Origin of the sequence: Sporosarcina sp. P32b (assembly GCF_002743335.1) — a bacterium.
GTDB lineage: Bacteria > Bacillota > Bacilli > Bacillales_A > Planococcaceae > Sporosarcina.
Genome location: NZ_PDZB01000051.1, coordinates 1 through 2,238, shown reverse-complemented (window position 1 = coordinate 2,238; position 2,238 = coordinate 1). Strand labels below are relative to the sequence as shown.

Below are 2,238 nucleotides of genomic sequence, written 5' to 3'. Positions count from 1 at the left end.
GCTTTATCGCGACAAAGATAAAAACTAAATTGAAGGCTGGCAAGCTTGTGTATTTTTCATTGCAAACTTATGCACTTTCTTCTTGCAAAACACACCGAGTTAACTTTATGCCTTTCACTTCGATTTCGACACGTTGTAAATTATTTATTTTTATCTTTCACTTCATTAGAAATTCACTCCAAATACACCGCTATGAAAATCTTTCTAACAAAACAACTCGCTTTTAATCTATAATAAAAGCCACATCATTTATAAAATGTCCCCTTTGTAAAGGACAGTTTTAAAAAAGCCTAGGCTGTTAGTTGAAGCTGTTGTCTGTATTTTTCAGGCGGCAGCTTTTTCAAATTCCATTGACCTCGATAATGAATGTAGTACGTCATATAACTCTTAATATTTCGTCTCACTTCTTCTAGTGTCACGCAATCTTTTATATTGGTTTCATCTTTAATTTGACCAAAAAATGATTCTTGTGGGGCGTTATCCTAACATTTTCCTATACGTGACATCGATTGCCCTAACCCCATTTTCTTCACAGCTGCTTAATATCTAGGATTCGTATAATGAAACTCTTGATCTGAATGTATAAAGGCACCTGTCAGTATATGACGATGCTTCTTTAGTTTCTGAAGCGTATTCATTGCGATGTCCAGACCTAAAGAAGACGAGAGTTCATAGGCTAATACCTCATTCGTTTGGGTACCTTTAATCGTTGACAAGTAAGCACGTTTGCCATTTCCATATGTCAAATACTTGATATCATTCAATAATACCTTTTCAGCTACCCCTTGCTTAAACTCGCGTTGTAACGTGTTTTCACATGTGCCTCCTTCGTTGCCTTCGCCATACGACGTGCTGGATTGGCCTTGCCGATCGGACAGATAATCTCAAATTTCTTCATAATACAGCGGATACGTTTTAGATTATACGTGATGCCATACTGATTCTGAAGTGTCATCTTAATTTGGCGTGCCTCTTTTCTTCTTCCTCGAAAATGATAGGCCCGTAAAATGATTTCCTTTACGACTTCATCTGCCTGTTCTTGTGTTGCACGTCTCTGTTTAGATTTCTCTTCAAAGTGCTTATAGTAGCCCGAACGGGAGACTTCCATGATTTCGCATAAGTAGCTCACCAACCGTTCTAATTTATACGTTCGGATGATGTAGTCAATTAGTTCGTATTTCCGTGTCGTTTGGATTGTGATTTCTTTTTCATCTTCTGCCTTTCGAGTAGATCAAGTTTTTTTAACAGTTCATTCTCCGCTTGTAATAAACGATTCTTCGCTTCTAGTCGTTCGATTGTATGTTGTGGTGTTAGGTCACGTTCAATCGGGCGATCTGAATTGTTTTTTCGTGTATCCTGTAAGCCCTCTACACCACTTTTTCGGTAGGCTGCACACCAGCGATTTCCTGAAGATCTAACTCGTTTTATACCTATTAAATCAGCATCTAAGCATGCTTCCTCGAAAATCTCTCGTGGCATTCTCCCTTTTTCGTTTTCTGCAATAAAATGGCGTTTAAATTTATCGGTATACGTGATGTTTTTGTCACTAACTGCCTGTACGTTGGGATTGCATTGTAATTGTTCTTGTTCTCTTGTGGTAAACAATCGTTCAGTCATATTTATCCGCTACGACATCTTTTTTCTTAATTATAAACAAAAGTACCCCATAGGTGATGTGCACCCCTAAAAGTTAGAGTTTTATATTACGCAGCTTGTTGGCTGGTGTGAAGACGGTATTGTACCGGACTCATGCCAGCCAATTTCTGTTTGATCCGTTTGTTATTATAGTAATCAATATATAGCTCGATATCTCGTTTTAGTTCCTCATACGTGCGCAGTGGTACACCATAATACATCTCTTGTTTCAATAAGCCAAAGAAGTTTTCCATAGGAGAATTATCTAAATAGTTTCCTTTTCGCGACATGCTTTGGAACACTTTGTGTTCTTTGAGCGTAGTTACCCATTGTTTATGTTGATAGTGCCAGCCTTGATCGGAGTGAATCGTCGTTCGATATCTTGAGTCTTTCACAATCTGAAGTGCTTTTTCTAAAGGCTTCATAACGAAGTCGAGTGTTGGATGCATACCGATGCCATGGGATAGATTTTCTCCATTATACATATCCATAATGGGGCTAAGATAGAGTTTTCGACCATCGGAACACTTGAATTCTGTAATATCCATTATCAATTTTTGATAGGGAATCGACGTATTGAAACGACGGTGAATTCGGTTCTTT

At 38.1% G+C, this 2,238-nt stretch carries 1 protein-coding gene and 1 pseudogene; both read right to left on the bottom strand.

Annotated elements, in window-relative coordinates; genetic code table 11:
• Positions 1-290: 290 nt before the first annotated feature.
• Positions 291-1,617 (bottom strand): annotated as a pseudogene (locus tag CSV64_RS16380) (IS3 family transposase).
• Positions 1,618-1,703: 86 nt separating this feature from the next.
• A partial coding sequence (locus CSV64_RS16375) for an IS3 family transposase (protein WP_143565215.1) occupies positions 1,704-2,238 on the bottom strand: 535 nt, incomplete at its 5' end.